Origin of the sequence: Actinoplanes sp. CA-142083 (assembly GCF_050942195.1) — a bacterium.
Lineage (GTDB): Bacteria > Actinomycetota > Actinomycetes > Mycobacteriales > Micromonosporaceae > Actinoplanes.
Map to the genome: position 1 here is coordinate 10,684,100 of NZ_CP192076.1, position 24,720 is coordinate 10,708,819.

21 protein-coding genes are annotated in these 24,720 nt (G+C 71.4%); 10 read left to right on the forward strand and 11 right to left on the reverse strand.

Annotation, left to right across the window (positions count from 1 at the left end):
• Positions 1-12 precede the first annotated feature (12 nt).
• Together ACQPZX_RS49465 and ACQPZX_RS49470 are read left to right on the forward strand one after the other, a co-directional pair.
• Entirely contained in the window at positions 13-531 is a 519-nt protein-coding gene (locus tag ACQPZX_RS49465; RefSeq protein ID WP_433372439.1) for a DoxX family membrane protein, read from the forward strand.
• Positions 532-650: 119 nt separating this feature from the next.
• Positions 651-1,856, forward strand: coding sequence for a glycosyltransferase 87 family protein (locus ACQPZX_RS49470; RefSeq protein WP_433372442.1), 1,206 nt, complete (start codon positions 651-653; stop codon positions 1,854-1,856).
• A gap of 152 nt (positions 1,857-2,008) precedes the next feature.
• Here ACQPZX_RS49470 and ACQPZX_RS49475 read toward each other — a convergent pair whose 3' ends face one another.
• From ACQPZX_RS49475 to moaC, 4 genes are all read right to left on the reverse strand, one after another.
• Complete coding sequence (locus tag ACQPZX_RS49475; RefSeq protein WP_433372445.1) at positions 2,009-2,434, reverse strand: molybdenum cofactor biosynthesis protein MoaE; 426 nt, start codon at positions 2,432-2,434, stop codon at positions 2,009-2,011.
• On the reverse strand, positions 2,431-3,654 hold the full coding sequence (locus ACQPZX_RS49480; protein ID WP_433372447.1) for a molybdopterin molybdotransferase MoeA: 1,224 nt from the start codon (positions 3,652-3,654) through the stop codon (positions 2,431-2,433). The genes ACQPZX_RS49475 and ACQPZX_RS49480 overlap by 4 nt, the downstream gene beginning before the upstream one ends.
• Before the next feature lie 148 nt (positions 3,655-3,802).
• Positions 3,803-4,279 carry a MogA/MoaB family molybdenum cofactor biosynthesis protein gene (locus tag ACQPZX_RS49485; RefSeq protein ID WP_433372450.1) on the reverse strand — a complete coding sequence of 159 codons (477 nt, stop codon included), beginning with the start codon at positions 4,277-4,279 and terminating at the stop codon, positions 3,803-3,805.
• A complete protein-coding gene (gene moaC, locus ACQPZX_RS49490; protein WP_433372453.1) occupies positions 4,276-4,767 on the reverse strand; it encodes a cyclic pyranopterin monophosphate synthase MoaC in 492 nt (163 codons plus the stop codon). Before moaC ends, ACQPZX_RS49485 begins: the two co-directional genes overlap by 4 nt.
• Positions 4,768-5,265: 498 nt before the next feature.
• Here moaC and ACQPZX_RS49495 point away from each other — a divergent pair, with 498 nt between their 5' ends.
• The 3 genes from ACQPZX_RS49495 (at position 5,266) to ACQPZX_RS49505 (ending at position 9,866) form a co-directional block, all read left to right on the forward strand.
• Positions 5,266-7,797 (forward strand): putative bifunctional diguanylate cyclase/phosphodiesterase, encoded by a 2,532-nt coding sequence (locus ACQPZX_RS49495; protein WP_433372455.1) that lies wholly within the window; start codon positions 5,266-5,268, stop codon positions 7,795-7,797.
• Positions 7,798-8,157: 360 nt separating this feature from the next.
• Positions 8,158-9,408 carry a glycosyltransferase 87 family protein gene (locus ACQPZX_RS49500; protein WP_433386009.1) on the forward strand — a complete coding sequence of 417 codons (1,251 nt, stop codon included), beginning with the start codon at positions 8,158-8,160 and terminating at the stop codon, positions 9,406-9,408.
• Between the two features lie 41 nt (positions 9,409-9,449).
• The gene (locus ACQPZX_RS49505; protein WP_433372458.1) at positions 9,450-9,866 is read left to right on the forward strand and encodes a zf-TFIIB domain-containing protein; all 417 of its coding nucleotides are present in this window, start codon (positions 9,450-9,452) and stop codon (positions 9,864-9,866) included.
• 245 nt (positions 9,867-10,111) lie between these two features.
• Here the strand turns inward: ACQPZX_RS49505 and ACQPZX_RS49510 are convergent, their stop codons facing one another.
• Positions 10,112-11,269: an SUKH-3 domain-containing protein gene (locus ACQPZX_RS49510; RefSeq protein ID WP_433372461.1), complete on the reverse strand. Its 1,158-nt coding sequence runs from the start codon at positions 11,267-11,269 to the stop codon at positions 10,112-10,114.
• Between the two features lie 105 nt (positions 11,270-11,374).
• Between ACQPZX_RS49510 and ACQPZX_RS49515 the strand changes: the two genes are divergently transcribed.
• Genes ACQPZX_RS49515 through ACQPZX_RS49525 form a run of 3 tightly spaced genes read left to right on the forward strand, consistent with a single transcriptional unit; the run spans position 11,375 to position 13,231 of the window.
• The gene (locus ACQPZX_RS49515) at positions 11,375-11,773 is read left to right on the forward strand and encodes a YbaB/EbfC family nucleoid-associated protein (RefSeq protein WP_433372464.1); all 399 of its coding nucleotides are present in this window, start codon (positions 11,375-11,377) and stop codon (positions 11,771-11,773) included.
• A complete protein-coding gene (locus ACQPZX_RS49520; protein ID WP_433372467.1) occupies positions 11,760-11,990 on the forward strand; it encodes a hypothetical protein in 231 nt (76 codons plus the stop codon). The genes ACQPZX_RS49515 and ACQPZX_RS49520 overlap by 14 nt, the downstream gene beginning before the upstream one ends.
• Complete coding sequence (locus tag ACQPZX_RS49525; protein WP_433372470.1) at positions 11,987-13,231, forward strand: toxin glutamine deamidase domain-containing protein; 1,245 nt, start codon at positions 11,987-11,989, stop codon at positions 13,229-13,231. Before ACQPZX_RS49520 ends, ACQPZX_RS49525 begins: the two co-directional genes overlap by 4 nt.
• Here the strand turns inward: ACQPZX_RS49525 and dnaB are convergent.
• On the reverse strand, positions 13,228-14,673 hold the full coding sequence (gene dnaB / locus ACQPZX_RS49530; protein WP_433372473.1) for a replicative DNA helicase: 1,446 nt from the start codon (positions 14,671-14,673) through the stop codon (positions 13,228-13,230). The two genes, ACQPZX_RS49525 and dnaB, sit on opposite strands and share 4 nt — an antisense overlap.
• Before the next feature lie 359 nt (positions 14,674-15,032).
• On the opposite strand from dnaB, the gene ACQPZX_RS49535 reads away from it, so the two are divergent.
• Positions 15,033-19,754: a hypothetical protein gene (locus tag ACQPZX_RS49535; RefSeq protein WP_433372476.1), complete on the forward strand. Its 4,722-nt coding sequence runs from the start codon at positions 15,033-15,035 to the stop codon at positions 19,752-19,754.
• Between the two features lie 792 nt (positions 19,755-20,546).
• Here ACQPZX_RS49535 and rplI read toward each other — a convergent pair.
• The 5 genes from rplI to ACQPZX_RS49560 form a co-directional block, all read right to left on the reverse strand.
• Positions 20,547-20,996 (reverse strand): 50S ribosomal protein L9, encoded by a 450-nt coding sequence (gene rplI / locus ACQPZX_RS49540; protein WP_433372479.1) that lies wholly within the window; start codon positions 20,994-20,996, stop codon positions 20,547-20,549.
• Positions 20,997-21,010: 14 nt separating this feature from the next.
• Complete coding sequence (rpsR, locus tag ACQPZX_RS49545) at positions 21,011-21,250, reverse strand: 30S ribosomal protein S18 (protein WP_007073789.1); 240 nt, start codon at positions 21,248-21,250, stop codon at positions 21,011-21,013.
• Between the two features lie 38 nt (positions 21,251-21,288).
• Positions 21,289-21,846 carry a single-stranded DNA-binding protein gene (locus ACQPZX_RS49550; protein WP_433372482.1) on the reverse strand — a complete coding sequence of 186 codons (558 nt, stop codon included), beginning with the start codon at positions 21,844-21,846 and terminating at the stop codon, positions 21,289-21,291.
• 67 nt (positions 21,847-21,913) lie between these two features.
• The gene (gene rpsF / locus ACQPZX_RS49555) at positions 21,914-22,204 is read right to left on the reverse strand and encodes a 30S ribosomal protein S6 (protein ID WP_097325510.1); all 291 of its coding nucleotides are present in this window, start codon (positions 22,202-22,204) and stop codon (positions 21,914-21,916) included.
• 312 nt (positions 22,205-22,516) lie between these two features.
• Positions 22,517-23,524, reverse strand: coding sequence for a hypothetical protein (locus tag ACQPZX_RS49560; RefSeq protein WP_433372485.1), 1,008 nt, complete (start codon positions 23,522-23,524; stop codon positions 22,517-22,519).
• A 102-nt stretch (positions 23,525-23,626) separates the two neighbouring features.
• Between ACQPZX_RS49560 and ACQPZX_RS49565 the strand changes: the two genes are divergently transcribed.
• A complete protein-coding gene (locus ACQPZX_RS49565) occupies positions 23,627-24,403 on the forward strand; it encodes a deoxyribonuclease IV (protein WP_433372488.1) in 777 nt (258 codons plus the stop codon).
• Positions 24,404-24,720: the final 317 nt, after the last annotated feature.

The following is a 24,720-nucleotide window of genomic DNA, read 5'->3' on the forward strand; positions in this document are numbered from 1 at the left end:
ATAACCATTTTCATGAGACCCGTACGCACCGCGGCCCGTGCCATGCTCGCCTCGATCTTCGTGGTCGACGGCATCCGCCACCTGATGAACCCGGAGCTCAAGATCGATACGGCGCGGTGGGTCCTCGACAAGGTCGGCCCCCAGCTCGAGAAGGCCGATCCGCGCATCCCGACCGACCCGCGGACGGTCGTGCGGGCCAAGGCGGCGACCGATGTGGTGGCCGGCCTGGCGCTGGCGACCGGGCATTTCACCCGGCCCGCCGCGGCGCTGCTGGCCGCCGGTCTCGTGCCGACGACGGCCGCCGGCTTCGCCAAGGAGAAGCAGCCGGCCGATCTCCTCAAGAATCTCGGTCTCATCGGCGGCCTGCTGCTGGCCGCGGCCGACACGCAGGGCCGGCCGAGCCTGCGCTACCGCACGACGCACGCGGTCGATCGCTCGTCGCGCGCCGTGAAGCGTGCCGCCAGGTCCGCCAAGCGCGACGCCAAGATCGCCGCGATGTCGGCCGCCGCCGCCCGGAAGATGCCCGGCTGATCCTCCGGGTGACCTTGTCGCGGTCTCCGCGTTAAAGCGGACGAGGGCCGCGCGGCTGGTCTGCGCCTTCCGAGAGCGACGGGGGTCGCGCCATGCCGGCGAAGCACGCAAGGTCCGTTGTGGTCATTCTGGCGTGCGTCGCCGCCGGCCTTTTACTTCAGCGCGCGTACGGGGTGAGCACGCTCGCCGCGTCGCTGGCGGCCGTCCGGGACTGGCACGCGGGCGGCCGGCTGACCGCTCCTCTGACCGCCCCCGCCGCCGTACTCGTGTCTCCGCTCTGCCTGCTCCCGCTCGGTGCCGCGGCCCTACTGGTGGCCGCGACCGGCGTGATGTCGCTGCTCCTGTCGCTGATCGCGCTGGCCGGCCCGGTCGCGCGCCGATACGGCCGCCCCCGCTTCCCGGCTGTCCTCGCCGCGCTGGCCCTGGCCCTGCTCGCCGCCCCCGTTCGCGCCACGCTGGGCCTGGGCTGCCTCGACCTGATCCTGTTCGGCCTGATCACCGCCGACGTGATCGCCCTGCGCCGCTCGGCCTGGGCCCGCAGCCGCGCCACCTGGTGGCCGGACCGTTCATCGTCCCGCCTGCGCAAGATCTGGGCGACCGGCGCCTGGGCCGGCTTCGGCACCGGGATCGCGACCGCCGTGGCGATCGGCCCCTGCCTGTTCATCGTGTATTTCGCGGTCACCCGGCAATGGCGAGCCGCCGTGACCGCGACCGTCACCGCCCTCACCCTGCTGGGCGCCGCCCTGCTGGTGGCGCCCGGCCCGGCGCCGATCCTGCCCGGCTTGGCCCGCTCCGGGCCGTTCGATGTGCCCGACAACCAGTCGCTGGCCGGCGTCCTGGCCCGCCTCTACGAGTCGACGAGCACCCCGGTCCTGATCTGGCTCTCGTTCGCCGGCCTCCTGATCGCGGTCGGCATGATCCGCGCCCGCTCCGCACACACCGACGGCGACGAGATCACCGCTTTCACACTGATCGGCCTGACCGGCGCCGCCGTAGGCCCGGTGAGCCGGGTCCATTCGCTGATCTGGCTGCTGCCGGCCGTGCTGATCCTGGTCGACGCCGCGGCCCGCCGCTGGGTCATCATCCGCCGCCCCCAGACGCGCCGTTTCCCAGGCGCCGGCTTCGCGGCCGCGGCGCTGCTCACCTACGTGATGCTGGTGGCCGGTCCACGATGGATGGTCGGTTGGAACGGCTACGCCTTCATCCTGATCCTGCTGCTGAACTCCCTGCCGTGGCGGCCCGGAGTCGCTCCAGCGGTGCCCGTGCGCCGTCGGCCGCAGCCGATACGCCAGGCCCCGGCAATTCCCGGCCCCCGCGGCCGATGAGCGGCCTTCCGCCCATTCCCCGCCCACAGGCGATCGGCGGCCCTCCGCCCCATCCCCGCCCACGGCTGGTGAGCGGCTTTCCGCGGTCTGTTGCCGCTGCGGCTCGCCGCCCGGCATCGCCGCGCCATGCCCGAAATTTCGGCATTTACCGCTCAGGGGCAGTTGACCCACTCGTCGGTGCCGTCGGTGAAGACCTGGCGTTTCCAGATCGGGAGGCGGGCCTTCACCTCGTCGACCAGGCGGGCGCATGCCGCGAACGCCGCTGCCCGGTGAGCCGTGCTCACCGCCGCCACCAGCGCGACGTCGCCGATCGCCAGCGTGCCTATCCGGTGCGACACCGCCACCGCGTACACGTCGGGGTCTTCGGCGATTTCCGCCGCCACCTCTCGCAGGATCGCGCCGGCGGTGGGGTGACCTTCGTATTCGAGCAGGGTCACGCCGCGCCCGTGGTCGTGGTCGCGGACGACGCCCTGGAAGGAGACGACCGCGCCGGCCCGGGCCTCGGACACCGCTTTCTCGTGAGCCGCCAGGTCGAGCGGCACGTCCCGCACTTCGGCGGTCACGACAACCCCGGTCATGGGCGCTCCCCGGCGACGAGTGGCAGCGGAAGGAACGGCACGAGATCGCCCGGCGTGGCCTGCGCGCCGGGGCGCACGACGACGAAACCGTGGGCGTTGGAGAGGCCGCGCAACATCGCCGAGCCGACGTGGCCGACCGGAGTGGCCGACCGTCCATCGTGGTCGAGGCGGGCCAGCGCCAGGTGGGTGAAGGCGCCGCGGCCCGGTACGGCGGCGGACGCCTCGACCATCGTGAGCTTGGGCGCGGGGCGGCCCTGCAGCCCGGCGAGCAGGGGTGCGACCAGCGTGATCAGGGCGATCACGGCGGACTGCGGGTTGCCGGGCAGCCCGGCCAGGAATCGGGTGCGGCCGTCGGGGCCGGGGACGCGGGCCAGCAGCATCGGAAAGCCGGGGCGGACGGCGACGGTATTCACCACGTACTCGGCGCCGAGCTTGGCGAGCGTCGGGTGCAGGTGGTCGACCGGGCCGTGCATGGTGCCGCCGGTCGTGCAGACCAGGTCGGCCGTGGCCAGCGCGCCCCGCACCGCCTCGAGGTGCGCCTCAAGAGTGTCCTGAACCGGGCCGGCAACCGCGCCCGGATCGACAACCGCGCCGCCGCGGCGCAGCCAGCCCGGCACCTGCGGACCGAGCGAGTCGCGCACCCGGCCGGCGCCCGGCGTGCCCGCGGTGAGCAGTTCGTCTCCGAAGACCAGCAAAGCGGCCCGGGGACGCGGGCGCACGCCCAGCGTTTCGTATCCACAAGTGGCGGCGACACCGATCACGGCCGGGTCGATGGCCGTGCCGGCGGGAAGCAGCTCCTCGCCCTGGTGCGCCTCCTCGCCTGGCAGCCGCCACTCGGGGATCGCCCGGGGCTCGCCGCTGACCAGGCCGTCGGCGTCGCGTGTGGACTCCTCGACCCGGATCAGCGCGTCGGCGCCGGCCGGCACCATGGCGCCGGTCGCGATCTCGACGCACGTGCCGTCCTGGTCGAGCGGGCCGGCCACGCCACCGGCCAGCACGCGGCCGACGACGCGCCACGGCTTGGGGCCGCGCACCGCCCAGCCGTCGATGCTCGAGGTGGGGAACGCGGGGAGGTCGGTGAGCGCGCGCAGCGGCTCGGCGAGAGTGCGGCCGTCGGCGTCGAGCAGCGAGATCGACTCGGCCGGCCCGGCGGCGCGCCGGCCCGCCTCGTAGGCAAGGGCGCGGGCCTGCTCCCAGTCGACCGGGATCTCTTCGCTCACCGCCCGAGCCTATCCAGCGCGATCGTCGCGCGCCCCGCCCAGGTATCCGGGCGCCAAGTTTCCCACAATGTGGACGCCGAGCAGTGTCCGACTTTGCACCATGCGTCTAGGACTTTTTGTGTACGCCCGCAGGTCTAGTACTCGCGGGCTACACCTGCGGGTGATCCCCGCCGTTGATCTGCTCAATCGTGTGCCTGAGCAGGGGCGCGAGTACCGCCAGGCCGTCCTTGGCTCCGCCGGTCGATCCTGGCAAGTTCACTATAAGTGTTCGTACCGCTACTCCCGCAATACCTCGGGACAGAGCCGCGGCCGGCACTTTGTCCCGGCTGTACGCCCTGATGGCCTCGGCGATGCCGGGAATCTCGAAATCGAGCACGCCGCGGGTTGCCTCGGGCGTGCGATCGGTGGGCGTGACACCCGTTCCGCCGCTGGTCAGCACCACATCGACGCCGTCGGCCACCGCCTCGCGCAGCGCCCGCTCGACCGGGTCGCCGTCCGGCACCACGATGGGGTCGCCCACCTCGCAGCCGAGCTCGCGCAGGCCGCTGACCAGGCGCGGGCCGCTGGTGTCGGCGTAGACGCCGGCGGCAGCGCGGTTGCTGGCGACGATCACCCGGGCCTTCACGGGCGGTCCTCAGGGCGTACCCAGTCGCCGGTCTTGCCGCCCTCTTTTCGCAGCACACGGACCGATTCGATGCTCGCGGCCGGGTCCACGGCCTTGATCATGTCGATCATCGCGAGGCCGGCCGTCGCGACCGCCGTGAGCGCCTCCATCTCGACGCCGGTGCGGTCTGCGGTCCTGGTAGTGGCCGTGATCTCGATCGCATTCGCGGTCAGCTCGAGGTCGACGACGACGCCGTGCAAGCCGATCGGATGGCAGAGCGGGATGAGGTCGGGAGTCCGCTTGGCGCCCATGATGCCGGCGAGCCTCGCGACGGCCACCGCATCGCCCTTCGGCAGGCCTTCAGCCTGCAACAACGCGATGACTTCGGGGGTCGTGACGACGCGGCCGGCGGCGACCGCGAGACGGGTCGTGACCGCCTTCGCGGAAACGTCGACCATGCGCGCGGCGCCTGTCTCGTCGACGTGACTGAGCAGCGATTTCTCGGGCATAACGGGAGTTTATAGAACGCTCGCCGAAGGCGTCCTGCAGCGCAATCCAGACATGCGGTTCACCATTGAAAGTTGTTCAATGTTCATGATCTATCCGCTGCTCAGGAGCCTGCCGACGTTACGGATAAGCGAGTTGCTTTGTCAATCCGTTGCGTTATAAGAACGGCACCCTCTGCTATACGGACACTGCGTCCAAATCGACTAATCACATTGCACAGAGTTTCGTTCTTTGGACAGCGAGTAACGACCGCTCGCCCGATTATCGCTTTCTGCGCATACCGACACAAAAGGGTTACCGCTGCGCGGATCATCGCATAACGTTCGGCTCGTCGCGACGCAACAAGATCATTTAGGACCCGGACTGGGCCGGGTTCCGACGCGAGGAGTGAGCAATGCGGCTCAAGGACTGGGACTAAGAGGCAGTGCGCCTATGGGCGCCCCTTGCATACGCTTGAGCCCGGGATGACGACCCGTTGAGCTCGGCGACAGGATGATCCGGTGTCAACCGTACGAAGCTCCAACGACGACGCGACCGATCGGCAGCTCTGGCTGCTCATCGGTCTCGTCGTCGTTCTGGCGTGCGGGGCCGCTTTCCTGAACGTCTGGTACGCGATCACCACCGACCAGCCGACGCCACAACCCGCCCTGCTATTGCTGATCTTCCTCGGCACGATCGTCGGCGAACGCGTGAAGATCTACGTACGCGTCAAGTCCAGTCGGAACGCCACGAACTGGAGCGAGATCCCGATCATGATCGGGCTGGTCCTCGCCCCGATGCCGTGGGTCGTGCTGTGCGCCACGGCCGGCATGGCGGTCGCCAAGATTCCCACCCAACGGTCGGCGCAGAAGTCAATGTTCGCGCTGGCCAAGCTCGTTCTTGTGGTCAGCTCGGCGGGGGCCGTGCTGATCCTCTCCGGCGCCCATCCCGACCTGATGCATCCCGAGGTCGCCGTCTGGGCGGTCGCGCTGGCCTATCTCGCCATGAACGTCGTCGACCAGATGCTGTTCCTCCCGATCATCGCGGTCGCGTCGCATTCGAGCATCCGGCAGTTGTTACTTCCCACCCTCGTCTCCGATCTGCTCGACATCGCCGCCAAACTCGCCACGATCGTCTACATCGTCGGCGTGCTGGTCAGCGGCGCGAGCCCGTTGCTGCTCGGCTTCGTGCCGCTGGTGGTCGCGTGCCTGCACCTGTGGCACTCGCGGCGGCTGCGCACGGCCGAGGAGCGCGAGTCCTGGCGGCGGCTCGCCGACACCACCGACGAGCTCAGCTCGGTCGACCTCAACCAGGTGCTCTACCACGCCGCCGAGCAGGGTGCGCGGCTCTTCTCGGCGGACGAGGTGGAGATCGACCTGACCGCGACCGGCGTCGACCGCGTGGTGCGAGCGCGCGCCGAGGGCGTCACCTACGACGGCCCCGGCCCGCGGAAGTTCGGCGGTGACACGGCAATCACCACCGACCTGGAAACCCGCGACCGCAGCTACCAGGCGGGCGCGCTCGTACTCGACTTCAACGGCAAGATCAAGCTCACCGAGTTCGAGCGGTACAAGCTCAAGACGTTCGCGTCCGCGCTGTGCACCGCGATCCGCAACGCCACCGCGTACGCGGAGCTGCAGCGGCTCAACGAGCAGAACGCGTGGGAGGCGGCACACGACCCGCTGACCGGGCTGGCCAACCGCCGTGAGCTGTACGAGCGGGCGATGAAGTACTTCGCGGGCCGCACCGACGACGGCGTCGTCGCGCTGCTGCTCATCGACCTCAACCACTTCAAGGAAGTCAACGACACGCTCGGCCACGGCGCCGGCGACGCGGTGCTGCAAGAGGTGGCCCGGCGGCTCGACGACGCGGCCGCCCCCGGCGACCTGGTGGCCCGGCTCGGCGGCGACGAGTTCGCCGTGCTGCTGGTCAACCTGGTCACCCCCGCCCTGGCCACCCACCGCGCCGAGCAGATGCTCAGCGCGCTCGAGGCGACCCTCGAGGTCGAGGGCATGCAGATCACGGTCGAGGCGGCCGGCGGCATCGCGCTGGCGCCCGGCAGCGGCGGCATCAACGAGCTGATGCGTCGCGCCGACGTCGCGATGTACCAGGCGAAGCGCGCCGGCCAGCCGACCGCGACGTACGCGCACTCGCTCGACACCGCCGACGTCGGCCGCCTGATGCTCGGCGGCGAGCTCCAGCGCGCGGTCGCCGAGCAGGAGTTCGTGGTCGACTTCCAGCCGATCGTCGACCTGGGCAGCGGCGAGATCATCTCGGCCGAGGCGCTGGCCCGCTGGCAGCACCCCGAGCACGGCTACCTCACGCCCATGCAGTTCCTCGAGACGGTGGAGCGCTCCGGCCAGCTGCCGGCCTTCGCCGAGGCGGTGCTCGACCAGGCGCTGGCCGCGTCGGGCGTGTGGCGCGAGTCCGGCTTCGACCTGCCCGTCGCGGTGAACGTGTCGCCCCGCAGCCTGCTCGACGCCCGCTTCCCGTCCACTGTGCTCGCCAGCCTGGCCCGCCACGACGTGCCCGCCGACCGCTTGGTGCTCGAGCTCACCGAGACCCTGACGATCAGCCAGCTCGACACGGTCGGCCGCGCGCTCACCGAACTGCGCGACGCCGGCGTCGGCCTGGCCCTCGACGACTTCGGCACCGGCGTCTCGTCGCTCTCGGTCCTCTCGCACATCCCGATCAACCAGCTGAAGATCGACCGCGACTTCGTCACCGCCGTCGAGACGTCCTCCGAGGCCGCCGCCGTGATCCGCTCAACGGTCGACCTGGCCCGCAGCCTGCGCCTCACGGTGGTCGCCGAGGGCGTCGAGAGCGAGCCGCAGCGGTACGCCCTGTGGGAACTGGGCTGCGCCGCCGGCCAGGGCCACCTCTTCGCCCGCCCGATGTCGTCGGCCCGCCTGCTGGGCACCCTCCAGCGCGGCTCCGGCGGCCGTCCCGGCGCACTGGCCGCCGCCCTGCACGACGCCGGCTCGGTGGTGCGCTTGCCACGCCGCCGCCCACCCGGCACGGGCCGTTCCGCCCTGCCCCACCAGTCGAGCTGACCCACTCCGCGCCGCGCGCCATGACGCGCGGTCCGGTCAGGCGCGTCTTACCGCCGGGCGCTGCCCGCCACATGCGCCGGCCCCGCACGCCGTTCACCGCACGCGAAATTGAGCCGTGGATGGGCCACCGGAATGGGGCCGCGCGGGACAACTGGCCGGCGCGGGACGGCGCACTGAATGGATGACGCGCGGGATCGGCGTCGCGGAGCTGGGTCGCCGAGCTGCGTCGCGGGGTAGCGTCGCCGAGCTCCGTCGCGGGGCAGCGTCGCGGGGGTGGGTCGCGGGGTGTCGACATTGCGTGGCGGGTTGCTTGCGGCGGGCGTGGGGGTGGGGCTGAGGTGCTCTGCCACACTTGCGCGCGTGACCAAGCGTGCCGTTCGCCTGCTTCAGCGCGTTGATCGGGCGGGCGGGGGGCTGACTGCCGACCTCTTCCTCTACGCGATCGCGGCTGCCTTTGCGTTGATCACGGCGCTTACCTCCACGCTGCTGCCGCACCGGGCCTGGGGCGCGATCGCGATGTGGCCGTATGCCGCGGCGACCGTGCTGGTCGTCGTACAGATAATGCGTCGCTCGGTGAGCGGGAGGGGAACGCTCGCCTGGACCACCGGGGTTTTTGCGGCCCTGTTGCCGCTGGTGGTGGAGGCGGCGCAGCGTGCTGGCGGGCGCAGCGACCGGGCGCAGGAGGAAGTGCTGGTCGTCGAGCGGATGGGCGAACGGCTGCTGCACGACGGGACGCCCTATCTGGGCCGGGACGCGATCGCGGCGCTGCCGGTGGATGAGCGGCTGATGGGATACAGCCCCTACCAGCCGGGGATGGCGGTTTTCGGGCTGCCGCGGGCGGCTTTCGGAGATTTCTGGTGGACGGACGCGCGGGTGTGGTTCGCGGTGGTGACCGTCGGGGCGTTGACGGTGGCGGTTCGGCTGCTGATGGCGGACGCTGCGGTCATGCCGCCGCCTCTCGTGCGGGCCGTGCAGGCGGTCGCGGTGGTGCCGATCTGCGCGCTGACGCTCGCCACCGGAGGCGATGATCTGCCGGTGCTGGCGCTCTGCCTGCTCGCCCTGGCGCTCGCGGCGACCGGCCGGTGGGGATGGGCGGGTGTGGCTGTCGGGGCGGCGGCGGCCTGCAAGCCGTTCGCCTTTCCGGTGGTGGTGGTGCTCCTGGTCTTCGCGGTTGTCAGTGGGCGATGGCGGTCGTTCCTGCCGGGCGCGATCGGGCTGCCGGTTCTTGTGCTGATTCCGCCGTTTCTCGTGGACGCGGACGCTTTTCTCGAGAACGTCGTGCGCTTTCCGCTCGGGCATGGTCTGGTCACCAGCCCGGCGCAGTCACCGTTTCCCGGTTATCTGATCGCTCAGAACCTGCCCGGTGGCCGGCTCCTCGCTACCGGGCTGCTTGTTGCGACGGCCGTCGTGATCGGGGTGCAGCTGGTTCGGCGGCCGCCGCGGACGGCCACCAGCGCGGCGCTGATCTGCGGCTGGGGGCTGCTCGCGGCGATCCTGCTGATCCCGTCGACCCGCTTCGGCTACCTGCTCTATCCGATCGCGTTCCTGGCTTGGGCGCCGGCCTTGAAGTCCGACGTTTCCCACCGAGCATTCAGCAAGCACACAGCCTGACAAAGCCCGGAAGAGTGACACGGCCTTGTACCGTCTGTGAGATGCAGATGACCTGTCCGAAGTGTCACGGCGAGATGCGGGTGTACGAGCGCAGCGGCGTAACGGTGGATCAGTGCACCGAATGCCGCGGCATCTTCCTCGACCGCGGTGAGCTCGAAAAACTCTTTGAGGCCGAGGCGAACTTCAACACGCGGCAGGCCCCGCCCCGCCCCGCGGCGCCCACCCCGCCGCCCGGCGCTTACGCCCCGCCGCCCCCGCCCGCCCACGGCGCTCCGGCCCACGGCGGTTACGCGGCTCCGCCGCCTCCGGCTTACGGCGCGCCGGTCGCCCACGGATATCCCCCGGCCCCTGCGTACGGCCACCACGGGCACTACCACGGCCATTACCGGGCGCATGGCGCCGGCCACCACGGCCACTACCGCCGGCGTAAGAGCTTCCTGCACGACCTGTTCGACTGACGGGCTTGGCGCCCGCCGTCTCCGCTTGCGGGCGCAGACGGCGGGCGCGCCTGTCTTCCGCCGATGCCGACGACGCGCAAGAGGCTCGCCGCGCCCGCACCGCGCAGGCCACGGCAGGCAGGCGTCGCCGTGCCCGCGTAGGCCGCCACCGACCGCCCGCAACGCGCGGACACGGTCACGCTCGATGCGTCGCGAGCACGGTCACGCCTGGCTCGTCGCGCGCACGGTCGCGCCTGGTGCTTGCCTCAGCCGGCTGCTGAGGGCCAGGAGCCGTCGTCGTGGAGGCGCTCTGCCGGGCCGTCGCCGGTCAGCAGGGCGGTCACGGCCTCGTCGAGCGAAGCGCCGACGAACCACTCGCCCGCCTGGTCCAGCAGGAACACTCGGCCGGGCTCGTCGATCACCAGGTAGGCGTCGCCGGCCTCGATGCCGAGCGGGAACACCGGAACGCCGAGCAGCTCGGCGAACTCGGTGAGCGCGCCGGCCTGACGAGCACCGGGAAGCGGATCGAAAGTCAGCGGCCGGATCGCCCGTCGCCGGCCCGGGCCACGCCGCGCGCAGCGCACACCGGCGAACTCGGCCAGGGCACGCCGCGCGGCCTCGAATGTGGGCAGGGCCGAAACGCGCGACGCCTCCACCATGGCCGGCACGTCCGGCGACTGCACGCCGAGCCAGCCGCCATCGGCGAGCACCTCACCGACCTCGGGTGGAAACCGACCGGCGACAGGGCCGTGGCCCGGACGCCAATCGGAGGCGTAGGTCAACTCGGACCGGGGCAGAACACCGAGATCCACGAGGACGGCCAGGCAGGACTCGCAGGGTGGGGACGGGCTGCCGGCTTCGGGATCGGCCTGTTCTCGTACGCGAAAGGCGCGGAACCCACCACCCACCTGGCCCGTCTCGTGCAGCGCGTCGGAAACCGCGATGATCTCGGCGTGCCGGTCGGCGCCGCGGACCCGCGCGGGCGGCGGCAGCCCGGCCAGCGCCGCTGCCACCCGCGGATGAAGGTTGATCTGCTGATCGCCCTTGGCACCCTGTGCGCGGAACAGCCGGCCCTCGACGAAGACCTCGGCCGCCGTGGTCGGGCTGGGACGTCGACGGGTCGCGCGGCGCAACGCCACCGCGGGATCGACCGTCGCGGACCGCCGGGGACGGCGCGTGCGGTAGAGGGCGGCGATCGTCTCGTACGGAATGGCGGGCCACGTCGAGAGCGCGCCGGTCTCCCGGTCGATCACCGTGCGGGCGCCGTCGCCGGGGAGCGGCAGCACACCGGGTGGCGGGCGGGTCCAGATCACCCAGCCGAGGTCGAATTCCGCGATCGCGGGCGCACACCCGTACCCCCGCTGCTCGCTCTCGCCACGCGCCCAGCGCGCGGCGATCGCCTCGGCCTCCACCCGCGTGATCATCGTGGATTTTCGCCTCCTCTGTGCGGAATGAAGTTACCGAACCACGCTTCGTGGCGAAGCCCGGTATTGTCACGAAGTTCGATGGCGGCGAACGGAGTGGCAACGGTGGCAGAAACGGCGGACCGCGATGCCAACCAGGGATTACGGGACCGATTGGCCGAGGTCTACGGGCAATATGCCCGGCTGCGGTCCGATCTGGACGATCTGCAGAGACGGCTCGCCTCGCTGCGGGTCAGCTGCGTCTCCGACGACGGGCTGGTGCGTGCGACGGTCGGGCCGCGCGGTCAACTCGTCGATCTGAGCCTCGATCGGGGCATCTATCGGGAAGCCGACAGCGATCGGCTGGCCCGCACGATCGTCGCGACGACGCGGGAGGCGGCGGCGCGAACGGCCGGGCAGATCGAGGAGATGATCTCCGGCTATCTGCCGGCCGAGTCGGGCACGGTGAAGTTCCTTCGCGACAACGAGCTTCGTTCGCTGCTGGGCCACCATGACGCGGGATGAGCCCGGGCGGCGGATCAGCGAGGCCGGCCGGATGCTGGGCGTCCAGCGCGACAACGCCGGGGCTGCGCTGGCCGCCGCGTCCGCCACGCGACCGTGGGGCGACGACGAGGCCGGCCGGGCCTTCGAGGGCCGCTACCGCAAGGTGGAGTCGCAGGTCCTGGGCGCTTGGGAGCAGCTCGCGCAGTACGTCGAGCGCCTCGGGGACGATGCTCGGTGACGGTCCTGCCGAGTCCCGTTCCGCACCCGCTCGACTTCGGCCTTCCCGAGGTGCTCTCCTCGGTGGTCGGCCGCGAGTGGCCGACCGGGGACGAGGTCGCAATCTGGGACATCGCGGATCGCTGGTACGCGGCGGCGCGGGCGCTAGCCGGGCCGCACGACGAGGCGGTGGCCGCGGCGGGGCAGATCGACAACCAGGGCTTCCGGGACGCGTGGCGGCAGCTGGCCGGGGATTCCACGGCGCCGCTGAACGCGCTGGTCGAGATCGCGGACTCGTTGGGGGCGCTCGTCGAGGACTGTGGCCGGGCGCTCGAAGCCGCGAAGCTCCGGGCGTGGATCGAGATCGGCCTGTTCCTGACCGAGTTGACCGGGATGCGGGTCGCGGCGGCGCTGTCGATGGGTGCCGCGACGCCGGCGGCGGACGGGCTGGTCGCGTCCACCCGAATCACCGTGCTGGAGATCTTCGGGCGGCTGGTGGCGGAGCTCGGCGGGGCGCCGCGGCCGAAGCGGGCGGAGCCCGGGACGCGGACCGTCATCATCCCGGCCCGCGGGCGGCCCACCGTGCCGTTGCAGCGCGCGCCCCTGGCCGTACACCAGAAGGCTTTGGAGAACGCCATGCCGCCGGGCGCGTCCCGCCTGGCCGATCCGCGCCACGGCGACTGGTTTGCGCTGATCAACGGCGGCGGACCGGAATCCGATCCCACCCGCGGCCTCAATTGCGTCGACGCCGTCCTGGCCCTCTACGACACCTATCTGCAGGGCAGGCGGCGGGTGGCTGCCCCGCGCACCTTCGACTCCTATGCCCACGGCGAGCCCGACCGGCCCATCGGCGGCGAGTGGCTGGGTGTGCGGCGCATCGAGAAGGCGACCGGCGCTTCCTTTCAGAACCTGTGTCCCTTCCTGGGCGATGCCGGCCCTGAGACCGCCAAGCCCGCGGTCGACGCCGCCATGCGGAACCTGGCGAATCACCTGCACAACTCGGGCCACGGCGCCTTCGCCGTCATCCTCACCGACCTGGCCGGCGGTGGCTGCCACGTCTGGGCGGCGGTGAACCACAGCCACGCGATCCTCTTTCTGGACCCGCAGATGGGCCTGCTGAGCGAGGACGAGCCGCTCTATCACCACCGCGGCGCCGCGTCGGCCGGCAATGTCGTCTCGATGGACGCCCTGGTCGTGGACGCGCGGGGCCGCCCGGCCCCGTTGCCCTACCACGGCCCCGGCCAGTGGACAGCGGCGGTTTAGACGATCGCCATGTCGACGAAGCGGGAGAGGTGCAGCTGGGCGGCCACGGTCACGGTGTCGGTGGGGCCGTTTCGGTGCTTGGCGATGATGAAGTCGGCCTCACCCGCCCGCGGTGACTCCTTGTCGTAGTAGTCGTCACGGTGCAGCAGGATGACCACGTCGGCGTCCTGTTCGATAGATCCACTTTCGCGCAGGTCGGACAGCTGGGGGCGCTTGTCGGTGCGCTGCTCGGGACCACGGTTCAGCTGGGACACCGCGATCACCGGGCACTCGATCTCCTTGGCCAGGAGCTTGAGGCCACGGGAGAGCTCGGAGACCTCCTGCTGACGGCTCTCGGTGCGTTTCGGCGAGGTCATCAGCTGGAGATAGTCGATCACCAGTAGCTTGAGGTTGTGCCGCTGTTTGAGGCGGCGCGCCTTGGCCCGGATCTCCATGAGGTTCATGCTCGGGGTGTCGTCGACGAAGATCGGGGCCTCGCTGATCTCGCCCATGCGGCGGGCGAGCTTGCTCCAGTCGTCGTCGGTGAGCTGGCCGGAGCGAAGGACGTGCAGCGGCACCCGGGCCTCGGCGGAGAGCAGGCGCATGACCATCTCGATCTTGCTCATTTCGAGCGAGAAGATGGCACTCGCGCAGTTGTGGCGAATCGCGGCGTTACGAGCGAAGTCCATGCTCGCGGTCGACTTACCGAGACCGGGGCGGCCCGCGACGATGATCAGCTGACCGGGGTGCAGGCCGTTGAGCAGGCGGTCGAGGTCGCCGAAGCCGGTCGGCACACCGCTCATCATGCCGCCGGAAGCGCCGACCGCCTCGATCTCGTCGAGGGTGGGCTGCAGCATGTCGCCGAGGGCGGCGAAGTCCTCGCTCACCCTCTTTTCGGTGACGTCGTAGATGGCCTGCTGGGCCAGGTCGACGATGTCGTCGACGTCGCGGCCGCCATTGCCGTTGGCCCCGAAGCCGAGCTGCACGATCTTGGTGCCGGCCTCGACGAGCCGGCGCAGGATCGCCCGCTCGGAGACGATGCGCGCGTAATAGGAGGCGTTGGCCGCGGTGGGCACGCTCTCGATCAGGGTGTGCAGGTACGGAACGCCGCCGATGCGTTGCAGGTCACCGGCATCGGAGAGGGCCGCGGCCACGGTCAGCGCGTCGGCCGGCTCGCCCCGCCCGTACAGATCGAGGATGACGTCGTAGATCGTGGCGTGCACCGGACGGTAGAAGTCCTGCACCTTGATGATCTCGACGACGTCGGCGATCGCGTCCTTGGAGAGCAGCATGCCGCCGAGCACGCCCTGCTCGGCCGCCACATCCTGCGGCGGGGAGCGGTCGAAGCCGCCACTGCCGGCACCGCCGCCCGGCCCGTCGCCGCCGCCCCCGCGCGGCGGCCCACCGGCCGATGGCTGGGCCGGCGGCCGCGACTCCGGCCGCGCGTCGTCGGTGATCGACACCCGGACCCCCTCCGCTCGCCGTACGTCTATCTCGTGATCCAACAGCCCGGGTATGACACTTTTGGCTGAACCAGACCCATGATCGAAAAATTGGCCCGATCACGAGGCGGGATCACTCTACGAAGAGCCGCACCACCTGCCCAAGCAGCCCGGTGGACGAGCCTTTGGACAACCTGTGGACATCTCGGCACATCCTGGGGACAGCCCTGTGCACAGCCTGTGCACAACCGCTGACGTGTGCCTTATCCAGCAGGAATAACGTCATCAACACCTGTGGAGAAAAGAAAAAGCTGCCCCGCGTGAGCAAGCCATCGCCCGGAGGCGTTGCGGTTCGGTCTCTTGCACGTCACGCTTTCTGGGTGGACCAACGGGAATGGGACTACGGCACACGCATGCCGCGCGACAGGCGCGCTGCGCAGCCGTGGCCATCCCCGAGTCCGGAGCGTACCGATTTCGTCGAGCCCGAACCGAAATGGGCGTCCCTGACCGACACCGGCAGCATGCAGCCCAGCCCCGAGGCGCAGGCCTGGCAGGAGCGCGCCGACGCGTGGGCGCAGCAGGCCGAGTCCGACTCGCAGGCGGTCGAGCCCGCGAACAGATGGTCCGACGTGGCCTCGACCGGTCGCCCCACCTTCCCGGCCGACGGCGTGGGCTGGCGCACCGAGACGGCCGAGTGGCGGGCCACCGGCGCGCGCTGGCGGCAGACCACCGAGTGGCGCTCCACGACCGGTTCGCACGGTTGGCGCTCGACCACCGAGGCCTGGCAGACCGGCGGCAACAGCTCGTACACGCCGTCGGACGAGACGCCCAACTCGCAGCCGGCGATCTCCAGCACGGCCTGGTCCTCGCCCGCTTCCGCCTCCCCGTCCGCGTCCGCCTCCGCCGCCGACGACTCGCGGCCCGCCTGGCAGCAGTTCACCGAGCCGGCGCAGCCCTGGGAGCAGCAACAATCCACGCCGAGCTGGCAGCAGCCCGCCCCGCGTCCACCGGCCGAGAGCAACGCCTCCTGGCAGCAGCTCGTCGACGGCGGCGCCACCGAACCGGCCCGGCAGCCCTGGCAGCGAGACGCCATCGAGGGCACCGCGACCTGGAACGATTCGGCCGCGGCCAGCAGCTCCACAAAGGATCCGGAGTCCATGTCGAGCTGGCTGCGCATGGAGGATCCGGCCGAGACCCCGAGCTGGCAGACGCCGCGCGACGACGGACGCCATCTGGTCCGCGAGGACGACCGCGCCGCCTGGCGACGCGACGCCGAGCTGGGTGGTGGGTCACCGCCGGTCGGCCGCCGCCGGGCTCCCGAGGGTGGATCTTCAAGACCATCAGGGGGTACGGGCTGGGCCACGCGCTCCGATCCTGATCATTGGGCCGGTCACACCGACACGGGCAACATCCCGCTCTTCGCCGACCCGGCCGCGCCCACCACGCCCACGTGGGCCGGAGCCGACCCGGCCGCCCGGCGCTACGACGACGGCACCGGCGGCCGCCATGACGACTCCACGGGTCGTAGGGCGCTCCCGGCCACCCCGTATGAGGGTGGCGGCTACGACGACACCTCGCGCCGTTCCGCGCCCTACGAAGAGCCTGGCCGTCGCAGTCGGCACATCGACCCGGCGGCTGGCGGCGCCGCGTCGGCGCCCCTCAACTACGACACCCGGCCCGGTGGCGCGGCGTCGGCCCCGATGCCGCTCAACTACGACACCCGCCCTAGCGGCGGCGCGTCGGCCCCGATGCCGCTGAGCTACGACACCCGTCCCGGTGGCAGCCACGCCGCCGATCCCGCGCCGCCCGGCCCCCGTCGCGGCCGCTATGCCGACGACGCGCCGCCGGTCGAGACCCCGCGCGGGTATGCGGGCGAGTCGCCGACCACGAGCTTCACCCGTGGCAACTACGCCGAGCCGCCGTCGGCCGCGCCGGCTTCGGGCTTCGGTCGCGGGTCCGGCCTGGCCGAGCCGCCGTCCGCCGCGCCGGCCTCCGGTTTCGGTCGCCCCGCTGAGCCGCCACCTGCCGCTCCGACATCGAGTTTCGGGCGCGGCGCGGCCTACCCTCCCGAGGCGCCGTCCGGGTCCGGCTTCGGGCGGGGCGCGGCTTCCGGCTACCCCGTCGAGCCGCCGGCCTCCGCGCCCACCACCGGCTTCGGCCGGGGTGAGCGGCCGCCGGCCGCACCCACGTCGAGCTTCGGACGCGGCGCCGGTCCGGCCGAGCCATCGGCTCCCGGCTTCGGCCGTGGTGCCGCCGAGCCGCCACCCGCCGCACCTACCTCGAGCTTCGGGCGCGGCGCCGGTCTGGCCGACCCTTCGACCAATTTCGGGCGGGGCACCGAGCCGCCGGCGGCCTCTCCGACCGCTGGTTTCGGGCGGGGCGCGGCCTACCCCACCGACCAGCCGCCTCCCGGGGCCGGCCGCCGTCGCAGCCGCGCGGACGCCGAGGCGCCCGGCCGCTTCGGCGAGGACGCCCGCAACGCACCCGGCGCCTTCGGCAGCGCACCTGGAACATTCGGCGACGACCCGCGCCGCGGCGGGCCGAGCGCATTCGGCGGCGCACCCGGAACATTCGGCGACGACCCCCGCGGGGCAGGGGGACGCGGCGCACCTGGCGCGTTCGGCGACGACGGCCGCGGAGCAGGTGGGCGCGGCGCACCTGGCGCGTTCGGCGCCGACCCCAGCAGCACCGGCACGCGCGGCGCGCCCGGCGCTGACCCGCGGAGCGCAGGAATGCGCGGCGTACCCGGCGCCGACCCCCGCAGCACAGGCACCCGCGGCGGGATCGGTGACGACGGCCGCGGCGCAGGTGGGCGCGGGCGTCCCGGCGCGTTCGGCGGCGCACCCGGAACATTCGGCGATGAGGCGCGCGGGGCCCGCAGTGGGCCTGGCGCATTCGGTGACGACGCCCGCGCGTTCGGTGATGATGCCCGCAGCACGCCCGGCGCACTCGGCGGCGGCGCACGCGATGACCGCGGTGCGGCGGCCGGTGGTGGTCGTCGTGGCCGTGGCGAGGAGCAGCGCGGGTCCGGTCGCGGCAAGGCCCGCTACAACGAGGGTCACGACGACGATTGGCGTGAGCACACCGGTTCCTGGGTGGCCGAGCCCGACACCAGCAGCTGGGTGCGCGATCCCGACACCGGCCAGTGGAGCCGCTCCGACGACGATCCCCGCGTGCAGGCCTGGCGCGACGAGGCCGCCCGGCGCGAAGCGATGGGCCAGGCCGCCCCGGTGCGGCGCGAGCTTCCCGCCGGCCCCGCGAAGCCCGAGGCGCCCGCCGACGACTGGCGCACCCCGCCGTCCAGCTCGCCGCGTAGCGCCATGCCCGCCGCACCGCGCAGCGGCATGCCGTCGAACGCTCCGCGCAGCGCCACGCCATACGGCAACCGGCCCGACGAGGAGCCCGGCCCGGCGCCACGCAGCGGAACTCCCTACGGCTCGCCCCGACGCGAGCTCCCCAGCGGCCGAGAGCTCCCCAGCGGCCGCGCACGCCCCGACGAGACCGGCTTCGGCGCCGCCCCCGCGAGCGGCCCCGCTTACGGCGACGGCCCCGGACGTGGCCCGGCATACGGCGACGGCCCCGGACGTGGCCCGGCATACGGCGACGGCCCCGGGAGTGGTCCCGCTTACGGCAACCGTCCCGCCAGCGGCCCGGCTTACGGCAATGCCCCGGCCAGCGGTCCCGCCTACGGCGGCCCTCGCCGCGAGTTACCGAGCGGTCGCGCCCGACCGGACGACAACGGCTTCGGCGCCGCCCCGGCCAGCGGTCCGGCCTATGGCAGCGCCTCCCCGAGCGGTCCCGCCTACGGCGCCCGCCGTGCGCTTCCGAGCGGCCGCTCCCGGCCGGACGACGCGACCGACTTCCGCAGCGGCGGTGCCCCCGGCGAGGATCCGTATTACGGCGACACCCCCGGCAACGCCCCTCGCAGCAGCAGGCCCTTCGGCGAGCGCCCGGGCAGCGGCCCGGCCTACGGCAACCGTGACGGCCGTGACGCACCCTACGGCGACGGTCCGGGAGGCGCGCCGCGCGGCGGCGGCCTCTACGGCGACAGCCCCGCCGGCGGCCTCTATGGCGATGGTCCCGGTGGCGGTCCCTACGGCGACGGTCCCGGCGGTGGGCGCGGCGGGCTCCGCGGCGAAGACCCCAGCAGCTCTCCCCGCAGTGGCACGCCCTACGGCGGCCCGTCCGACTACCGTGCCGGCGTCCGTCGCCGCGACGATGACGATCCGCCCTTGGGGGGTGGTCGCCGCCGCGCCGCCACGGACTATGACGAGTCGGTGGGCCGCGATCCCGGCACCGGGCCCGCGTGGCAGAGCCGGGCCCTCGGCGCAGCGCCCGAAAGCCCACCCTGGGCCGGCGGGGCCGCGTCCGACGCATGGCAGCGGCCCGAGCCCGGCGACTGGCGCAGCGAGTTCGCCGAACCCGCCGAGAGCGAGGGAGGCGGCCGCGGCTCGGCCACCTATCGCGAGAGCGGCGGCGACGACTGGCGGCGGGATCTGTCGGACAGCAGCGATCTCGCCGAGGGTGAATCCCGGCGCTTCGGCACCTCGGATTTCGTGCCCTTTCGGGCGAGCGGGGCGGCAGAGGCCCCGCGATCCTCGAACCTATCGATGACGTCGACGTCGCTGATCTCGCCGGTTCCCCGCGAGCAGCGCGATCCGATGGTCCGCCCGCAGCGTGCGGGCAACGGCATGCAGCAGAGTCTCACCGGCTCCTACGAGCGCCGGCCGGTCACCGGCGGCTTCCCGACGAGCCGGAGGAGCGACCTGCTCGATCCGGACGATGCGGAGGATGATCAGGACACCGGCGGGCCACTCGCCGCGGTCGGTTACACCGTGATCTGGTACGGCGTGCCGATTGTCCTCTTTGTCGTGTACATGCTGGTCGTCAACACCGGCTCGCAGTCGCACGCCCTCGACACCCTCGCGAAGGCGGCCCCCCAGTTCATCATCTCGCTGGTCCTGAGCGTGATCGTGGCACTCGGCCTGCGAAAGTTCAGCAGCTCCTGGAAGGCCATCAGCGTCGGCCTTGCCGCCGCGGTCGTCGGCGGCGGACTGGCCACAGTGCTCAGTTCCGCCATCACCGGCAACAGCCTGAGCTAATCAGGCTGACGGCCGCGTCGCCGCCTCGAACAGCGCCGCCGCCGCCAGCCTTGATCCACTTTGCGGAGGTTGTTTCCTTGCAGGTCAGAGCCTAGATTTGAGTTTGGGCGCCCGCGAAGTTGTCAGACTTGAGGACTACTGTCGTGACAGCAAGTCACGCCTGATCAAGAAAAGACGGCCTCGCTCCCCGGATCCTGCGAAGAGCGGAAAGCGAGCCGACTTGCCTAGGTAGGAGTGATAGGCGTTTGGATGGGACCGCAGCTTGCAGGCGCTAGAGGTGGTCCCATCCACTCAGGGCCGTAATCACCGCGGCGACGGAACCCATCAGCGCCGCGATCGCGTAGAGCACGTTCACGAGGATGCTGGACCAATGGGATCCGCGCCCATGGGACTCCGGAACCTCCTCCGCCCTGGTTTGTTCTTCCGAGGGCGCTGAGTCTGCCCGGACGACTAGATCTTTTCTCATCTCACCTCCTTCCGACCTGGAAGGAGGATCGCAGAACCCCCCGACAGTTAAAGGCGAGCGGCCGGCTCAGCGTGAGCGTCGCTTAGCGAGCATCAGAGACATTTCAGGACACCCGTCGTCGCGGGCAGAAACCTCGACCGGAGATTGGCACACCCGGCCGCGGTTGATCCGAGCCGGTCAACTTGGGGCGTGCCACGGTCGGTCTCGATTCGAATTGAAGTCGCCGCGCAGCCCATCCTTAAGGCGGACAGATCGCCTGCTTTGTCACAACACAAACGGCGCGCCGGGCACGAAGCCCGACGCGCCGTCAGCACGTAAGTCGGAACCTACTTGGCGGACACCACGTTCACCGGGAACGTCGCGGTCACCTCGGGGTGCAGCTTGACCTGGACGTTGTACGCGCCCGTGGTCTTGATGTGACCCGGCAGCTCGAGGCGACGCCGGTCGAGCACCGGACCGCCGGCGGCCTTGACCGCGTCGACGATCTCGGCCGGGGTGATCGAGCCGAACAGGCGGCCGCCGTTGCCGGAGCGCGCGCTCAGCGTCACCTTGAGGCCGGCCAGCTGCGCCTTGACCTCGTTGGCCTGGCCCAGGTCGCGGATCTCACGGGCATCGCGAGCCCGCTTGATGACCGAGACCTGCTTCTCGGCGCCCTTGCTCCACTGGATCGCGAAGCCCTGCGGCAGCAGGTAGTTACGGCCGTAGCCGTTCTTGACCTCGACGATGTCGCCGGGAGTGCCGAGACCCGACACTTCCTGGGTGAGGATGATCTTCATGTCGCGGATCCTCCTCAGCGCGCCGTGGCCGTGTACGGCAGGAGCGCCATCTCGCGGGCGTTCTTGACCGCGCGGGCGATCTGCCGCTGCTGCTGAGAGGTCACCCCGGTCACCCGGCGAGCGCGGATCTTGCCGCGGTCGGAGATGAACTTCCGCAGCAGCGCGGTGTCCTTGTAGTCGATGTAGGTGATCCCGTCCTTGTCGAGCGGGTTCACCTTCTTCTTCGGCTTGCGAAGCGCCGCAGCCTTAGCCATTGCTCTTACTCCTGAACTCGTTTTACAGCCCGACAGGGCTAGAAGGGAGGCTCGTCGTCGAACGAGGAGCTGCCGCCGCCAGAGGAGCGACTGCCCTGGGCCGGAGCGGCCGTAGCCCACGGGTCGTCGAAGTTGCCTCCGCCGCCACCGCTGGGCTGCTGCCGGTTGCCGCCGCCACCACTGCCGCCGTTGGAGGCGCCGAAGCCACCCCCACCGCCGCCACCGCCGGAGCGGCTCATCCGCTGCACCTTCGCCGTGGCGTACCGCAGCGACGGGCCGATCTCGTCGACCTCGAGCTCGTAGACGGTGCGCTTCTCTCCCTCGCGGGTCTCGTAAGACCGCTGGCGCAGCCGGCCCTGCACGATCACCCGAGCGCCACGCTGCAGCGACTCGGCGACGTGCTCGGCGGCGTCACGCCAGATGTTGCACGCAAGGAACAGTGGCTCGCCGTCTTTCCACTCGCCCGACTGCCGGTCCAGAGTGCGCGGCGTGGACGCGATGCGGAACTTGGCAACCGCCGCACCCGACGGGGTGAAGCGCAGCTCGGGATCGTCGGTGAGGTTACCGACGACCGTGATAACGGTTTCTCCTGCCATGATCTAACTCCTCGCCGCTGTTCTCGTTCGTAGGAGGTTCTCAGAACCCCCTGACAAAAACGAGCGGTCAGCGGGTCTCGGGCCGGATGACCTTGGTACGCAGGATGTTCTCGTTCAGCCGGAGCTGACGGTCGAGCTCGGCGACGGCCTCGGGGGTCGCCTGAAGGTCGACGACGGCGTAGATGCCCTCGGCCTTCTTGTTGATCTCGAACGAGAGCCGGCGACGGCCCCACACATCGAGCTTCTCCACCGAGCCACCCGCGGTCCTGATCACGTTCAGGTACTGGTCGAGCGACGGGGCGACGGTGCGCTCCTCGAGCGAAGGATCGAGGATCACCATGAGTTCGTAATGACGCAAGACTTTCTCACCTCCTGTGGGCTGAGCGGCCACGGTCTCTCCGTGGCAGGAGGTCTTGTGTCGATCGCAAGCAAAAGCCGTGGGTATTGAGCCCCACGGCCGAGACTGCGAACCGAGCAAGCATACCCACCCGGCCCGAGCTGCCCAAATCCAGGTCAGCACACGAAAGAGGACCCCGTCGGCGGACGAGGTCCTCTTTCATTCGGGAGCCGCGGGGCGTCCGTTCCGCTTTCGCTGGGTGGGACCTGGGGAGGAACGACCACACCGATGAGGTTGGACGCGGCCGCCCCGCGGAGCTTGTTGACGACTACGTTACGCCACTTTTGCCCGATTTGCACGTTGCGACACGATGGCCCGAATTGCCGCCGCACCCACTCCCATCACACAAACCGCGGCCGTCAGCGCCAGCAGCCCGATGGGTCCGGTCTCGCTCATCGGCGCCATCGCCGCCACCGGCTCGGCGGCCGGTTGCGCTGCCGCGGCCTCGGTGGGTGGCGCGGGCGGTGCCGCGGCCGGCGCTTGCTGCGTGACCGGGCTCAGATCCAGGTGGGGTACGCCTGGGATAAGCGTTTTCCGGTCGCCCGGAGGCATGCCCGCGAACGCGGGGCCCGTGCTCCCCGCCGTACCCGCCGGTGTCTTGATCTTGATCCGACCGGAGCTGCCACCTTGTGGCATGGCCTGCGCCGCGGCCGCAGCGGCCTGAGCCACCGCCGAGGTCCGCATGGTCGCCGGAGTCCGCACGCTCGAATGTCCCGTCGCCGGCGTCAGCCGCGACGGACTCGCGGCCGCCGAATCCGGCAGGGTGGCGCTGGATGCGGGGCCGGAAGGCGAACCCGACGAGGTCGTGGCGGCCATGACCGAGGCGCTCGCACTGCCACTCGAGGGCGCCGGCATCGGATCCGGCATCTGCGCCGACGCCGACGGCGCGGCCGTGACCAGCACCGGCACCGTGTCCTCGCCGAGCGGGCAGTTCGGCCTCAGCAGCACCGACGTCGTGCCCCGGCGGAACACCACCTCGGTCGCGGCGTCGTCGGGCAGTGTGCCCTTGGTGTCGCCGCCGAGCTGCAGGCGGGCGCTGTAGCCGGTGCGGTTGATCACCCGGACCGTGCTGTCGGCCGGCACCGTCATGCGCTCGATGTCGGGGCGGGAACGGCAGGAGAGATCCAGCATCCCCCCGCCCTCGAAGGTCACCTGCCGGCCGCCCTCACGGGCCTGGCCGGTCTGCTCTGCGCTCGCCGTGCCATTCGTCAGCAGCGGCGCGCCGAATATCAGACCGCCGAGCACGATCGCTGTGACCCGGTAGCGGAACTGCCGCGACATGCACCATCTCCCAGTTCGTCCTGCTTCGATCGGGTCTAACGAGGCCCGGCGGGGCGCGTGACGCGTGCGGAAAGCGTCGGACCCTCGTCGTAGGCTCGTCCCATGCGCATCGGAGCCCATGTCGATCCCGCCGACCCCCTGCTCGCGGCAAGCGAACGCGGGGCCGACGCCGTGCAGTTCTTCCTGACCGACCCGCAGGGTTACAAAAACCCCAAACCGCGCGAGGACGCCGCGGCCCTGCGCGAGTCCGAGGTGGACATCTACATCCACGCGCCCTACATCGTGAATGTCGCCTCGCCCAACAACCGGATCCGTATTCCGAGCCGCAAACTGCTCATGGCGCACGCCAAGGCCGCCGCCGAGCTGGGTGCGAAAGGCCTGATCGTGCACGGCGGCCACGTCGGCGCGGGCGCCGATCTCGCCGCCGGCTTCGAGAACTGGCGAAAGGCCTTCGAGTACGCGGAGTCCGACGGCGGCCTGCCGCTGCCGATCCTGATAGAAAACACGGCCGGCGGCGACAATGCCTGTGCCCGCCGCTTCGACGACCTCGCCCGGCTGTGGGAGGCGGTCGGCAGCTTCGGGGCGGGCTTCTGCCTCGACACCTGCCACGCGTTCGCCGGCGGCGAAGATCTGGTCGGCATCGTCGACCGAGTCAAAGCGATCACCGGCCGGATAGATCTGATTCACGCGAACGACTCCAAGGGCGGCTTCGATTCCGGCCAGGACCGCCACGACAACCTCGGCAATGGCAAGATCGACCCGGAGTTGGTGGTGGCCGCTATCCGGGCCTCCGGCGCTCCGGCGGTCGTCGAGACGCCGGGCGGCACCGAGGGGCAGAGCGCGGACATCGCCCTCCTGAGGGAGCGGGCGAGCCGCTGACCACGGGGTACTGGGGAGGACCATGACCACCGAGCAGCCGCAGGAGCAGCCGGCCACCGAGCCGGTCCCGCCCCGCGCCCCGGCGGCCCCGCCCCGCGCCCCGGCGGCCGAGGCCCTGCGCCCCGCCGCACCAGCGCCGCCTCCTGGGCCGGCGCCGGCTCCCGCTTCGGCACCAACCCCCGCTCGGGGTCCTGCTTCGGCACCAGCCCCCGCGCAGGGTCACGCTTCCGCCCCGGGTTCCGCTTCCGCGCTCGGTCCTGCTACCGCGCCCGGTCCAGCTTCCGCGCCGAGTCCTGCCACCGCGCCGGGTCCTGCTT

What these genes read in the sequence shown, in the direction of transcription:
- ACQPZX_RS49465 (WP_433372439.1), top strand. Translation starts at nt 13, where the DNA reads ATGAGACCCGTACGCACCGCGGCCCGTGCCATGCTCGCCTCGATCTTC.
- ACQPZX_RS49475 (WP_433372445.1), bottom strand. Translation starts at nt 2,434, where the DNA reads ATGACCGGGGTTGTCGTGACCGCCGAAGTGCGGGACGTGCCGCTCGAC.
- moaC (WP_433372453.1), bottom strand. Translation starts at nt 4,767, where the DNA reads ATGCCCGAGAAATCGCTGCTCAGTCACGTCGACGAGACAGGCGCCGCG.
- ACQPZX_RS49505 (WP_433372458.1), top strand. Translation starts at nt 9,450, where the DNA reads ATGCAGATGACCTGTCCGAAGTGTCACGGCGAGATGCGGGTGTACGAG.
- ACQPZX_RS49510 (WP_433372461.1), bottom strand. Translation starts at nt 11,269, where the DNA reads ATGATCACGCGGGTGGAGGCCGAGGCGATCGCCGCGCGCTGGGCGCGT.
- ACQPZX_RS49520 (WP_433372467.1), top strand. Translation starts at nt 11,760, where the DNA reads ATGACGCGGGATGAGCCCGGGCGGCGGATCAGCGAGGCCGGCCGGATG.
- rplI (WP_433372479.1), bottom strand. Translation starts at nt 20,996, where the DNA reads ATGAAGATCATCCTCACCCAGGAAGTGTCGGGTCTCGGCACTCCCGGC.
- rpsR (WP_007073789.1), bottom strand. Translation starts at nt 21,250, where the DNA reads ATGGCTAAGGCTGCGGCGCTTCGCAAGCCGAAGAAGAAGGTGAACCCG.
- ACQPZX_RS49550 (WP_433372482.1), bottom strand. Translation starts at nt 21,846, where the DNA reads ATGGCAGGAGAAACCGTTATCACGGTCGTCGGTAACCTCACCGACGAT.
- ACQPZX_RS49560 (WP_433372485.1), bottom strand. Translation starts at nt 23,524, where the DNA reads ATGTCGCGGCAGTTCCGCTACCGGGTCACAGCGATCGTGCTCGGCGGT.
- ACQPZX_RS49565 (WP_433372488.1), top strand. Translation starts at nt 23,627, where the DNA reads ATGCGCATCGGAGCCCATGTCGATCCCGCCGACCCCCTGCTCGCGGCA.